The sequence below is a fragment of the Pseudomonas peli genome (assembly GCF_900099645.1).
Taxonomy (GTDB): Bacteria; Pseudomonadota; Gammaproteobacteria; order Pseudomonadales; family Pseudomonadaceae; genus Aquipseudomonas; species Aquipseudomonas peli.
This window is the reverse complement of the sequence record NZ_FMTL01000002.1, coordinates 288,771-301,105: the sequence shown is the minus strand read 5'-3', so window position 1 is coordinate 301,105 and position 12,335 is coordinate 288,771. Positions and strand designations below refer to the sequence as shown.

Here is a 12,335-nt window from a genome sequence, read left to right as displayed (position 1 = left end):
TTTGACGCTGAGCGCGCCTTTGGGGAGGGTTTTGCAAGAAGCTGTCCAACTTCTTCAGGTTGCAACAAAACAAACCTGGACACGCTGTAACAGCAGATGAAATCACTCGTCGCGGCGTAAATCTGGAGGGATGGGCACATCCGGCAGCGGGCCGGGACGTTTGCCCTTGCCCGCCTGGTACTGACGCAGCTGGTAGACGTACGCCAGGACCTGAGCGATGGCCAGGTACAGGCCGGCCGGGATTTCCTGATCCAGCTCAGTGGAATAGAACACCGCCCGCGCCAAGGCTGGTGACTCAAGCACCATGACCTTGTGCTCGTTGGCGATTTCGCGAATCTTCAATGCGGTGAAGTCACCGCCCTTGGCCAGCAGCACCGGCGCACTGCCTTTGGCCGGGTCGTACTTCAAAGCCACGGCAAAGTGCGTCGGGTTGGTAATGACAACATCAGCGTCGGGCACCGACTGCATCATGCGTCGCTCGGCCATTTCACGCTGCAACTGGCGAATACGCTGCTTGACCTCGGGCTTACCCTCGCTGTCCTTGTACTCGTCGCGCACTTCCTGCTTGGTCATCATCAGCTTCTGCTTACTGCTCCAGAGCTGAAACGGCACATCCACGGCGGCAATCAGAATCAGCCCACAGGACATCCACAATGCACTCCAGCCCACCACCGTGGCGGAGTGCAGGATGGCCGCTTCAATCGGCTCATGGACGATCGCCAGCAGGTCTTCTTGCCAGGCCGAAAGCACCGCTACGCCCACCAACAGAATCAGGGTGAACTTGGCCAACGCCTTGAGCAGCTCAACCAAGGCATCGGTCGAAAACATGCGTTTGAGCCCTGCCAGAGGGTTCATGCGACTGAGTTTGGGCGCCATGGCTTCGGCCGAGAACAGCCAGCCACCGAGAGAAATCGGCCCCACAATAGACACAATCAACAACAACACGAACAGCGGGAACAGCGCTTCCAGCGCGATCTGCCCAGAGGCTGCCAGCCACAGCGACATGCTGCGCTCATCCATGATCACCTCGCGGGTCAGCGAGAAATTACCCCGCATGATGTCGAGCATGGCGTTAGCCATGCTGCCGCCAAACGCGAGCATGCCACCAAAACCGCCGAGGGTTACCGCCAGGGTATTGAGTTCTTTTGAACGGGCAATCTGCCCCTTTTCACGGGATTCGCGTAGGCGTTTCTCCGTGGGTTCCTCGCTTTTATCGGCACCGCTCTCGGATTCGGCCATGGCTTAACTCGCCCCCGCCATTTCACGAAGAAACTGCAACGCCTCAGTGGCAAATACCTGGTACTGCGCGAGGATATCGGCCATGCCAATCCATACGATGACCATGCCCAACACCAGGGTCAGTGGGAAACCAATGGAGAAGATATTCAGCTGCGGCGCGGCGCGGGTCATTACCCCGAATGCCAGGTTGATTACCAACAACGCGGTAATAGCCGGCAATACCAGAAGCAGAGCCGCCCCCAATACCCAGCCTAGTTTGTTGGCAATTTCCCAGTAGTTTTCCACCAGAAAACCACCGCCTACTGGCAGGGTGAAGAAGCTCTCAGCCAGCACTTCAAACACCACCAGGTGGGCGTTCATGGCGAGAAACAGCAAGGTCACCAAGATCATGAACACCTGACCGATCACTGGCACCGAGATCCCATTGGCCGGGTCAATCATTGAGGCAAAGCCAAGGCCCATCTGGATGGCCACAATCTGACCGGCAATGACAAACACCTGAAAGAACAGTTGCAGGACAAACCCGAACATCAGGCCAATCAGGATTTCCTGGGCAATCCAGATAAAGGCTTGCAGGTTAATGGCATCAATCACTGGCATCGGTGGCAAGGTCGGCATAATCACGACACAGATAGCCAGGGCCAGGTACAGGCGTACCCGCGCCGAAACCAGCTGGGTACCAATGATCGGCATAAACATCAGCAGGGCTGAAATGCGAAACAGCGGCAGCAGAAAGCTGCCCACCCACGCACCGATCTGCTCGTTGCTTAGCTCGAGCATGTCAGCCGATCAGCATCGGAATGTTCATGATCAGGTTCTCGGTGTACTCCATCAGCTCACGCACCAGCCAGGGGCCCGCAAAAATCAGCACGAGCAGGATCACCAACAGCCTGGGCAAAAAACTCAAGGTCTGCTCGTTGATTTGAGTCGCCGCCTGAAACATCGCCACTAACAAGCCAACAATCAGGCTGGGAACTACGAGAATCCCCACAATCATGGCCGTAAGCCACAAGGCATCGCGCACCAGATCGACAGCCACCTCAGGGGTCATGGCTAAGTGCCTCCAAAGCTGGCAGCCAGGGTGCCCATGATCAGCGCCCAGCCATCAATCAACACAAACAGCATGATTTTGAACGGCAGAGAAATGATTAACGGCGAGAGCATCATCATCCCCATCGCCATCAAGATACTGGCCACCACCATGTCGATGATCAGGAACGGAATAAAGATCATAAAGCCGATCTGGAAGGCGGTTTTCAGCTCGGACGTGACAAACGCCGGCACCAGAATGGTCAGCGGCGCCTCTTCCGGACTGGCGATATCCGTGCGTTTGGACAGGCGCACAAACAATTCCAGATCGCTTTCACGGGTCTGTGACAGCATAAAAATCTTGATCGGCCCTTCGGCCTTGAGAATCGCTTCCTGCGCAGGCAGTTGCTCGTTCAGGTAGGGCTGCAGTGCCTCGCGGTTAATCTGATCGAACACCGGCGCCATGATAAACATGGTCAAAAAAAGCGCCATACCAACCAGGATCTGGTTAGACGGTGTCTGCTGCAACCCCAGGGCCTGACGCAGAATCGAGAAGACAATGATGATCCGGGTAAAGCTGGTCATCAGCATGACAAACGCTGGAATAAAGCTCAGCGCAGTCATGATCAGCAGGATTTGCAGGCTGACCGAGTACTCCTGCTGACCAGCCGTGTCGGTACTCAGGGTGATGGCCGGGATCGACAGCGGGTTATTGCCCGACTGAATCAAGGTACTGGCAGTCGGTGGATCGGCAGCGAATGCCAGTGACGCACCCAGGCTAAAAACCAGTATCAGCAGCAAACGCAGCATCACGACTTGTCCTTCTGGTCTTTACCCAACAGCTCCATCAGGCGCTGAGCAAACTCGGTCGAGGCAGGTTCAACATCCGGCATATGCACCGGTTCTTTCAGCACATGCAACGACGTGATGGTGCCCGGGGTCAGACCCAGCAATACCTGCTCGTTACCCACCTGCACCAGCACCAGGCGATCACGCGGCCCCAGCGCCTGGGTGGCCAGTACTTTGATGACCTGGCCACCCCGCGGCACGATTTGCTGCACGCGGCGCATCAGCCAAGCCAGCAGAAAAATCAGACCGATCACCAACAGCAGGCCCAGCAGCAGCTGCACAAGTTGCCCGCCCATACCTGTTCCAGCAAGGGGTACAGCCGCTTGCGCGGCCGGTTCGGCAGCCAGGGCCGCAACCGGTAGCAGCAAGCCCAACACAAGGGTTCTAAGCATGGTTAGCGCAGCTTCTTGATGCGTTCACTTGGACTGATCACGTCAGTCAGGCGAATGCCGAACTTCTCGTTCACCACCACCACTTCGCCGTGGGCGATCAGGGTGCCGTTGACCAGCACATCCAGCGGCTCACCGGCCAGACGATCCAACTCGATCACCGAGCCCTGGTTGAGCTGCAGCAGGTTACGGATGGTGATATCGGTATTGCCGACCTCCATGGAAATGGACACCGGAATATCCAGAATCACATCCAAATTCGGCCCATCCAGATTCACCGGCAGGTTCATCTTCGGCGCACTGTCGAACTCTTCCATTGGCGCACGCGGCGCTGATGGAGCAGGGTCGCTGGCGGCAAGCATGGCGTCGATATCATCCTGCCCGGCATCGCCGGCTTCAGACAATGCAGCCGCCCACTCATCAGCGAGTGCCTGCTCCTCGGGCGAGCTGGCTTCGTTTTCGTTTTCGTCTGCCATCGTTTTTCCTCGGCTGGCGTTGAATAGGGGATTTAGCGGTTACGCTCAATGGGGCCGAGCACCTGCAAAGCCAGCTTGCCTTTGTGCGCCCCCATCTTGACCTTGAATGAGGGCACACCGTTGGCGCACAGCACCACGCTTTCCGGCAGTTCCACCGGGATCACGTCACCGGGCTGCATATGCAGAATGTCGCGCAGTTTGAGCTGGCGGCGGGCAACAGTCGCGCCCAGGGGCACGCTGACGCCAAGAATGTCTTCGCGCAGCGCTTTGATCCAGCGCTCGTCCTGATCGTCCACATCGGACTGGAAGCCTGCATCAAGCATCTCGCGGATCGGTTCGATCATCGAATACGGCATGGTGATGTGCAGGTCACCCCCACCTCCATCCAACTCAATATGGAAGGTCGAGACTACGATCACTTCACTGGGACTGACGATGTTGGCCAGCGCAGGATTCACTTCCGAGTTGACGTACTCGAAGTTGATATCCATAACCGCGTGCCAGGCTTCCTTGAGGTCAATAAAGGCCTGATCGAGCACCATGCGCACCACACGCAACTCAGTGGGGGTGAACTCACGCCCTTCGATCTTGGCGTGTCGGCCATCGCCACCAAAGAAGTTGTCGACCAGCTTGAACACCAGCTTGGCGTCGAGAATAAACAGACCGGTGCCGCGCAACGGCTTCATCTTCACCAGGTTGAGGCTGGTCGGCACGTACAGCGAGTGCACGTATTCGCCAAATTTCATGACCTGCACACCGCCCACCGCCACATCGGCGGAGCGGCGCAGCAGGTTGAACATGCTGATGCGGGTATAGCGGGCAAAACGCTCGTTGATCATCTCAAGCGTCGGCATACGCCCACGGACAATGCGGTCCTGACTGGTCAGGTCATATTGCTTGACGCTTCCCGGTTCGGCTTCGTCCTCGGTTTCAACCAAGCCGTCGTCGACACCATGCAGCAGGGCATCGATCTCATCCTGGGAAAGCAGGTCTTGCACAGCCATAGATGGCTCCTGATTACTGCAACACGAGGTTGGTGAACAACACTTGCTCAACCGTGACTTTGCCGGTCTCTTTCTCAGCCAGCTCCTGCACGCTGGCAGTCGCTTGCTGGCGCAGCATTTCTTTACCGACCGGGGTTAGCAAGGAACCGAAATCCTGACCGGAAAACAGCATCACCAGGCGGTTACGCAACACCGGCATATGCACCTTGAGCGCATCCAGGGCCACTTGATCACGGGTCATCAACGCCACACTAACCTGCATATAGCGGGCGCGGCCTTGGTGGTTGAAATTCACGACAAAGGCCGGTGACAGCTCTTCATAGATTGCGGCCTGTTTGACGGGTACTGCTGGTTCGGCGCTGACTTCTGCCTTGGCTTCTTCAGCCCCTGCGTCCTTTTTACTTAAAAAGAACCAGGTTCCCCCCACAGAAAGGCCTACAGCGAGCAACACCGCAATAACGATGATAATGATCAGCTTCATTTTGCCGGCTGGTTTCGCCTCGGCATTTGCCGGTGCCGGTGCTGCTTCTTTCTTAGCCATGCCAATAATCCGTCGTTATTCGGAGTTCTATCCGTTTTCAAAGGGTTAAGAGCAAGTGTTATGCCAGTCTGTCAACAAACCTGCTCAGTACGAGTGGCGCAGCACCGAAAGGTGATGCGACCAAGGCATTCGATCAACGTACGCCCAAACAAAATCGCCCGACTCCCACACACGGGGAGTCGGGCGAAATGCAGTTTAGATCAGTGGGCCATGCAACTACAGCAGCAAGCGCTCTATGCGTAGTAATCAACCAAGCCACGGGCACTTACAGATGACGTGCGAGCCGACTCGACCGTACTCGAATGGAGCTCCTCATCCCCGCCCAGCAGTTCACTGGAGGACCCTCCGCGACTATTGCCACCATCGCCCCCCTGCCCTTGCCAACCGCGGTTCAGCGACTGATCAGAAACATTCACGTCCGGCTGATTCATACCCTGCTGGGCAAACAGTTCGCGCAAACGGTGCATCTGCGAATCCAGCGCTTCACGCACACCGGCATGTGGACTGGCGAACGTCACCTGACTTTGGTCCTGGTTGACGCTGATACGCACCTCCAGACGGCCGAGCTCTGCAGGATCCAGCTGAATCTCAGCCGACTTGAGGTTCTGGCTGGACATCACCATCACCCGATCCACCACGGCTTCACTCCAGCCACCCTGCTGCATGGCCACCGGTTGGCCAGCCAATAAGGGCGCGCGCGCCTGGGTCGCTTGTTGGTTCATCGCCTGAGTCAGGGCATTGAGCTTACTGACAAAGTTCTCCGGGGCGTTATTGGCCGTGCCTTCCTTCAACGCCTCCAGGCTTTTACCGGTGAGGGCTTCAAGCTGTAACTCTGGCAGTTCCAGGCTATCCCCCTCGACCGGGGTTTCATCCTGTACCACCTGACTGGCCAACAAGCTTTGACTGACGTTTTGCGCCTGAACCGAGGGCGCTCCAGCCTGATCGGCCTGCAGCTTCTCCTTCGCCCCCATTTCCAGGGCCATGCGCACTGCCGGCAGCTGATTGAGCGCATCCAGCTCAGCATCAAAGCTGGCCTCGGTCATGCTCGCCGGGCCGGAGCTGGTCAAGTTACCCGTGGTGACCATCAGCGGCACAGGTTCGGCTTCAAGCGCCACGTCATCCGTCTCGGCTACGGGCATCTCACCGGTGATACCAAGCAACAGAAGCGGATCCAGAACGGCGCCATCGCTTGCCGGATCAGTCGGCAAGGGCTTGCCGCTATCGGCAACCTCGGCCTGCCCAACGGCAGCCTGCGCCTGTGCATCCTGCGGTTCGTCTTTATCAACATTGCTTTCACGTGCCGGCTTTGCAGGCCCGTCGTTACGTTCAGCCGCTTTAGCCTGCCGCTCTTTGGCATACACCTGAGAGAAGCTGGAAGCCTCATTCTTATTGGGCTGCGCGGGTTTTTCCGGCGGTTTTGATGCAGCAGCTCTGGGCTTTACTTCAGGTGCTGACTTGAGCAGCAGATCGGGGGCAACGGACATGGATACTCTCCGCTCGGGATTGGTCGTGCGAAGGGTTTTGCAAGGGGCGGGCCAACTTGTTTATTGGCAGACGGGGCGAGGTGAGCTGCAGCAACGCCAGCAGACAGGCGCAGCAAAGTTAATGCCGATAACGCTGACGCTCGGACTTGAGCAGGATGCGCACAATGGCAAACTCACGCTCAATTTGTTCGACCAGCTCAGGAGCCTGCTCCAACTGTTCGCGACGCCCAGCCTCTTCCAGCTGTTTACACAGGCCCGCCAGCATCGGCGCCCCCATGTTGCTGCAACTGCCCTTAAAACTGTGAGCCGCCAACCGCAAGCTCTGCGCATCGGCCGCCTGTTCGGCTTGGCGCAGTACGAGCAGGCGCTCTTCAGAATCAATCAGAAAGGTGTCCAGCAGCACCGGATATTCATCTTCCATGACATCCTGCAAGGCCGCTAATACTGCGCTATCAAGGTGAATATCGGACAACGGCTCGCTCCCCTCGCGTGGTGCCTCGGATTATGCCCCAGGCAACCAGGAAAACTCCACGCGCACCCCCGGTTCGCCGTCGCCCCAACTGCAACGTTCACTCAGTTGCCTGACCAAGGCCAGTCCGCGGCCACTCAAACTATGTGCGTCACGCGGTTCAACGGGCACTTGTTGAGGATCGAACCCCGAGCCACTGTCTTCAACACGGACGATCAAGCGCCCTCCTGCGCCTTCAGGTAACAACTGCAGGTGAAAGCGCACAAATCCGTCGGTCAGCGCAGCCAGGCGCACACTGCGCTGACGGTAGTACTCAGCAAACCCCTCGGCATTTGCCTTGAGTGCTGAGTCCAACCCCAACACGCCATGCTCAAGCGCATTGGAATACAACTCGGCCAACACACTGAACAAGGCTCCGCCTTGAGGCCTTAGCCCCTGCACCTCAAGCAATAATTGCAGGAGGAACGGCAGCGGGTTGAAGTGACGCAGGGTTTCACCGCGAAACTCGAAGCTGGCCGACCAATCAAGGGAATGACTCTGGCCATTATCGGCAAAGGCCAGTGGCGGACGGCTCAACTCCGCATCATCAACCAGGCTGACCTCAAGCAAGCTGACATCGTCCTGCTGCTCACCACTGAAATGGGTCAGCGCCTGCTGAATTTCAGTGAACAACGCCGGCAGATGCCGGTTAGCGGCGATCACCTCCAGCAAGCGCTCTTCACCAAACAACTCACCGAGCTTGTTACAGGTCTCCAGCACACCATCGGAGAGCAGAAAAACCCGATCACCCAGCGCCAGCGGGTAGACCTCATACTTGTCGTTGAATGCGGCCGGTTCCAGCACACCCAACGGCAAGTGCCGCGACACCAGCGGCAAACGCTCGCCACTGCCACGCAGCAGATAGCCATCAGGCAGGCCGCCATTCCATACCTCGACCACCTGCCGCTGGAAACTGATATTCAACACCGTCGCACAGCAAAACACCCCGACGGGGAGAATACGTTTGAGCTTGGCATTGATCTCGCGTAGCACTTCAGCGAGGGAATAGCCCTTGGCCGTCATGCCATAGAACACCTCAGCCAGCGGCATCGCCCCAATTGCTGCGGGCAAACCGTGGCCGGTGAAATCCCCCAGCAACACATGCATGCCACCCGACGGTTTGAACGCAGCCAACAGCAAATCGCCGTTGAACACTGCATAAGGTGATTGCAGGTAGCGGATATTCGGTGCATCCAGGCAACCGGAGTGCGTCACCTTGTCAAACACGGCCTTGGCCACGCGCTGCTCAGTGAGCAGGTGTTCATTGTGCATGGCAATCAGATCACGCTGCTGCAGCACCGTATCCTGCAGGCGGCGCAAGCGATCCATGGCCTTGATTTTCGCTTCGAGAATGACCCGGTTGTAGGGTTTAGCAAGAAAGTCATCACCGCCGGCCTCCAGGCAGCGCACCAGGGCTTCGCCTTCGGTCAGTGAGGTCAGAAAAATGATCGGCACCAGCTCTTCGCCGGCCACCTGTTTGATCCGTCGGGCAGCTTCAAAGCCGTCCATGATGGGCATCAAGGCATCCATCAGGACCAACTGCGGCCGCTCTTGCTCGAACAGGGCCACCGCCTCCAAACCATTACTGGCGGTCAGTACCCGGTGCCCTTGGCGACTGACGATGGTCGACAGCAGCATGCGATCAGCCGCGTTGTCCTCGGCAATCAGGATGGACAGACGCTCAGCCATGACACGCGCCTCGATCAGGCGATTTTAAACAGCTGCTCGAAATTCGAGATTGCGAGAATCTTGCGCACATCCGGGTTGCAGTTGAGCAGGCGGATTTGCGCACTGTCACCGCCGGCATGGTCACGCAACAGCAACAGCATGCCGAGCGCGGAGCTGTCCAGGTAAGTGGTGTCTTTAAGGTCTACAACGTAGCGTTGCGGGGTGCTGTTGACGCGCTCGTAGGCATTGCGAAATTCCTGATGCGCACCGAAATCGAAGCGTCCCTGAATCAAAATGGTCAGCTCTTGCCCATCGGATGAGGGCAGCGAGGTGATGGCCATGAATTACTCCTATAAGCGAAAAGACGAGGCCGCACATACCAGTGGGCCAGGCAGCAGGTTATGCATGATCAAGATGTAGCATTGCAATGCGCTGGCAGCAACTGTTTAGGCTGTGTCGATGTATTGCAGGTGGGTAATTCGCGCTTAAGACTGCGAATCGCGGGCGGATATGCGCTGGGACAACTCATCAAGCAGTTTCTGCTCACGCTTGTCCTCAGCCAGGCGTGCTTCATCCTGATAACGCTTGACCAATTTGCGCAAACCTTCCAACCGCGCATAGCGCTGCTGCCAGGCCTCTCGCACCTTTTCCATATTGCTGCGGTGCCAGTCAACGCTGGTGCGCTGCTGGCCGATGGCGGTTTCCAGCTGGGTAAGAAAGCGCTGATAGTTCATCAGCCACTGCCCGGACACTCCCCGCTGGCCCTCGCTGATCCATTGCTGCTGGTAGTCTCCGCGGTAGCGCTCCAGATCGCCCAACTGCACTTCAGCCTGGCGCAGCAGGCCCTGGCAACGACCTAATTGCAGAGCAGCCTCGCGCTCGGCACGCTCGGCCATATCGACCACCGGGGCCAGTCGCGCGGCGCGGCTTTGTGCCATGGATTATGCGCCCGCTGCAGCGGGATTGAAGGTCGCAGCCAGCTGTGCGCTGCTGCTTTCCAGGCTTTCGTTGTCCTGCAGGTTCTGCCGCAGGTATTTGACCATGGCCGGCTGGCGGGCGATGGCCAGGTCGGTGTCGGCATCACCGCCCGGCACATAAGCGCCCACACTGATCAGGTCGCGGCTCTGCTGATAGCGCGACCACAGCTGTTTGAAACGCTGCGCCAGGCGCATGTGCTCAGCGCTGACCACCTGCGGCATCACCCGGCTGATCGAGGCTTCGATATCGATGGCCGGGTAATGGCCTTCTTCGGCCAGTCGGCGCGACAGCACGATATGGCCGTCGAGCACACCACGGGCGGCGTCGGCAATCGGGTCCTGTTGGTCGTCGCCCTCACTGAGCACCGTGTAGAACGCAGTAATCGACCCACCGCCCTTCTCAGCATTACCAGCCCGTTCGACCAACTTGGGCAGGCGGGCAAATACCGAGGGCGGATAACCCTTGGTTGCCGGCGGCTCACCAATGGCCAGGGCGATCTCGCGCTGGGCCTGGGCAAAGCGGGTCAGCGAGTCCATCAGCAACAGCACATTTTTGCCTTTATCGCGAAAGTACTCAGCAATACGCGTGCAGTACATCGCCGCTCGCAGGCGCATGAGGGGGGCATCATCCGCCGGTGAAGCGACCACAACCGAACGCTTAAGCCCCTCGTGACCAAGGATCTCGTCGATGAATTCTTTTACTTCACGGCCCCGCTCACCAATCAACCCCACCACGATGATGTCGGCCTCGGTAAAGCGCGTCATCATGCCAAGCAGTACCGACTTACCCACACCGGTGCCGGCAAACAACCCCAGGCGCTGTCCACGCCCCACCGTCAGCAGGCCGTTGATTGAGCGAATGCCGACATCCAGCGGTTCGCTGATCGGGTGGCGGTTGAGCGGGTTGATCGCCGGGCCGTCCATCGGCACCCAATCCTCCGCCTTCATGCCACCCTTGCCGTCAAGCGCGCGACCCGTGCCATCGAGCACTCGGCCCAGCATCGACATGCCCATGGGCAAGCGTCCGGTGTCAGGCAGCGGCACTACACGAGCACCTGGGGCGATGCCCGCCAGGCTGCCGACCGGCATCAGAAAGATTTTGCCGTTGGAAAAGCCCATGACCTCAGCTTCAACCTGCACCGGGTGATAGCTGTCGTCATTGATGACCAGACAGCGACTGCCCAGGGCAGCACGCAGGCCTTCGGCTTCCAGGGTCAAACCGACCATACGCAGCAGGCGACCCTCGACCAACGGCTGAGTCGGCAGTGTCACGGCCTCGCTGTAACCCGCCAGGCGCTTGGCGAAACTCACCCGATCAAGGCGCATCCGGGCTCGCCTGGCTGTGTATCTGCGCAGCCTCCACCGCTGGCGCATCCAAATCGGTATGCAAGTCAGCCTCCAGCGGGTGCGCGGCCTGCTCACGCTGCTGCTCGAACAGCTGTTTGATCGCTTGGTTCAAGCGGGTTTCCACCGTGGCATCAATACGGCTGAGTTCGCTTTCCACACGACACCCACCGGGCAGCAAAGAGGCATCTTCGAGAATTCGCCAGCTTTCTTCGTGGCGCTCGCGCAGGGCCTTGATGATTTCGAAGTCTTGCGGGTTGACGTGAATACGGATGTTACCGGTGCCCATCGGCAGCAACTTGAGCGCCTCGCTGAGCACCTGGCGAATCTGACTCGAATCACTGACCAGCTCACGTTGAATCACCTGGCGCACCATTTGCCCAAGCAGGCTGACCATGGCTTCTTCAAGCTGCTGATCCTGTGCGCTAATCGGCTCGAACAGCTGCGTCATCAGCTGCTCCATGCTGGCCAGTTTGGCGGCCAACGCAATGTCGGCTTCCTGCTTGGCCTTCAGCTGGCCAGCATGGAAACCATCCTTCTCACCAGTGGCAAACCCTTCGTTGTAGGCGTCCTGACGGATTGCCTCCAACTCATCCAACGTCAAGGGCTTGACATCTTCAAGGGCCACCTCTTCACTCTCAGCCGGCGCCTGATCGTCCACCTCAACCGTCGGGTTATTCGCTTGCTCTTCTTCGCCAGGCTCTGGGGTTTCCACTTCCGGGTCGAAGCTGGGCAACGCCCACACATCAACGCCTTTGAGATCCTTGGCGCGAATCAGCTCGCTGGGCGGCTCTTTACTGGACATGCGTCAAACCATTGCGAGCCAT

The 12,335-nt window shown here is 58.3% G+C and carries 15 protein-coding genes; all 15 read right to left on the bottom strand.

What is annotated here, in order from left to right:
- Positions 1–102 precede the first annotated feature (102 nt).
- The 15 genes from flhB to fliH all read right to left on the bottom strand — a co-directional run bounded on the left by flhB (position 103) and on the right by fliH (position 12,313).
- Entirely contained in the window at positions 103–1,239 is a 1,137-nt protein-coding gene (gene flhB, locus BLO50_RS10160) for a flagellar biosynthesis protein FlhB (protein ID WP_090252102.1), read from the bottom strand.
- Between the two features lie 3 nt (positions 1,240–1,242).
- Positions 1,243–2,019, bottom strand: a complete 777-nt coding sequence (fliR, locus tag BLO50_RS10155) for a flagellar biosynthetic protein FliR (RefSeq protein WP_090252099.1) — start codon at positions 2,017–2,019, stop codon at positions 1,243–1,245.
- Between the two features lies 1 nt (position 2,020).
- The gene (gene fliQ, locus BLO50_RS10150) at positions 2,021–2,290 is read right to left on the bottom strand and encodes a flagellar biosynthesis protein FliQ (protein ID WP_090252096.1); all 270 of its coding nucleotides are present in this window, start codon (positions 2,288–2,290) and stop codon (positions 2,021–2,023) included.
- Positions 2,291–2,292: 2 nt separating this feature from the next.
- Complete coding sequence (fliP, locus tag BLO50_RS10145) at positions 2,293–3,078, bottom strand: flagellar type III secretion system pore protein FliP (RefSeq protein ID WP_090252094.1); 786 nt, start codon at positions 3,076–3,078, stop codon at positions 2,293–2,295.
- Entirely contained in the window at positions 3,078–3,509 is a 432-nt protein-coding gene (fliO, locus tag BLO50_RS10140) for a flagellar biosynthetic protein FliO (RefSeq protein ID WP_090252091.1), read from the bottom strand. Before fliO ends, fliP begins: the two co-directional genes overlap by 1 nt.
- A 2-nt stretch (positions 3,510–3,511) precedes the next feature.
- Positions 3,512–3,982, bottom strand: coding sequence for a flagellar motor switch protein FliN (gene fliN / locus BLO50_RS10135; RefSeq protein ID WP_090252089.1), 471 nt, complete (start codon positions 3,980–3,982; stop codon positions 3,512–3,514).
- 32 nt (positions 3,983–4,014) lie between these two features.
- Entirely contained in the window at positions 4,015–4,986 is a 972-nt protein-coding gene (fliM, locus tag BLO50_RS10130; RefSeq protein WP_090252087.1) for a flagellar motor switch protein FliM, read from the bottom strand.
- A 13-nt stretch (positions 4,987–4,999) separates the two neighbouring features.
- A complete protein-coding gene (fliL, locus tag BLO50_RS10125) occupies positions 5,000–5,527 on the bottom strand; it encodes a flagellar basal body-associated protein FliL (RefSeq protein WP_090252085.1) in 528 nt (175 codons plus the stop codon).
- A gap of 233 nt (positions 5,528–5,760) precedes the next feature.
- Positions 5,761–7,011, bottom strand: coding sequence for a flagellar hook-length control protein FliK (locus BLO50_RS10120; protein WP_090252082.1), 1,251 nt, complete (start codon positions 7,009–7,011; stop codon positions 5,761–5,763).
- Positions 7,012–7,129: 118 nt separating this feature from the next.
- Positions 7,130–7,483, bottom strand: a complete 354-nt coding sequence (locus tag BLO50_RS10115) for an Hpt domain-containing protein (protein WP_090252079.1) — start codon at positions 7,481–7,483, stop codon at positions 7,130–7,132.
- 30 nt (positions 7,484–7,513) lie between these two features.
- Positions 7,514–9,208 (bottom strand): ATP-binding SpoIIE family protein phosphatase, encoded by a 1,695-nt coding sequence (locus tag BLO50_RS10110; protein WP_090252077.1) that lies wholly within the window; start codon positions 9,206–9,208, stop codon positions 7,514–7,516.
- Positions 9,209–9,222: 14 nt separating this feature from the next.
- Positions 9,223–9,528, bottom strand: coding sequence for an STAS domain-containing protein (locus BLO50_RS10105; protein WP_090252075.1), 306 nt, complete (start codon positions 9,526–9,528; stop codon positions 9,223–9,225).
- Between the two features lie 144 nt (positions 9,529–9,672).
- Positions 9,673–10,125: a flagellar export protein FliJ gene (gene fliJ, locus BLO50_RS10100; protein ID WP_090252074.1), complete on the bottom strand. Its 453-nt coding sequence runs from the start codon at positions 10,123–10,125 to the stop codon at positions 9,673–9,675.
- A gap of 3 nt (positions 10,126–10,128) precedes the next feature.
- Positions 10,129–11,490, bottom strand: a complete 1,362-nt coding sequence (gene fliI / locus BLO50_RS10095) for a flagellar protein export ATPase FliI (protein ID WP_090252071.1) — start codon at positions 11,488–11,490, stop codon at positions 10,129–10,131.
- Positions 11,480–12,313, bottom strand: coding sequence for a flagellar assembly protein FliH (gene fliH / locus BLO50_RS10090; protein WP_090252070.1), 834 nt, complete (start codon positions 12,311–12,313; stop codon positions 11,480–11,482). Before fliH ends, fliI begins: the two co-directional genes overlap by 11 nt.
- Positions 12,314–12,335 lie beyond the last annotated feature (22 nt).